The organism is Psychrobacter sp. W2-37-MNA-CIBAN-0211 (assembly GCF_040309405.1).
GTDB lineage: Bacteria > Pseudomonadota > Gammaproteobacteria > Pseudomonadales > Moraxellaceae > Psychrobacter > Psychrobacter glaciei.
The window spans coordinates 1-232 of the sequence record NZ_JBEOOU010000625.1 but is presented as its reverse complement, the minus strand read 5'-3'; the positions used below and the strand labels follow the sequence as shown (position 1 = coordinate 232).

Genomic DNA, 232 nt, shown 5'->3' with positions numbered 1-232 from the left:
CGCGGCATTGTCTTTATATGCCGACAATACATTTTCAGGGTTTTTCTCAAAAGTATTTTTAATCATCTTGAACAGCGACTTTGGCTGCTCTTCACCATCGATTGTCCAGTCAGCATTAAATATTTTATGACGACAATGCTCTGAGTTTGCTTGGGCAAACATAAACAATTCGATATCGTTAGGATTACGGCCTAACTTTATAAAGTTTTCTACTAGGTAATCTATTTCGTCA

General features: G+C 36.6%; 1 protein-coding gene. It reads right to left on the bottom strand.

Going from position 1 to position 232, the window contains the following annotated elements; translation table 11 throughout:
• Positions 1-232: phosphoribosylformylglycinamidine synthase-related protein (locus AAEY72_RS16515; RefSeq protein WP_352311790.1), on the bottom strand; the 232-nt coding region annotated here is incomplete at both ends.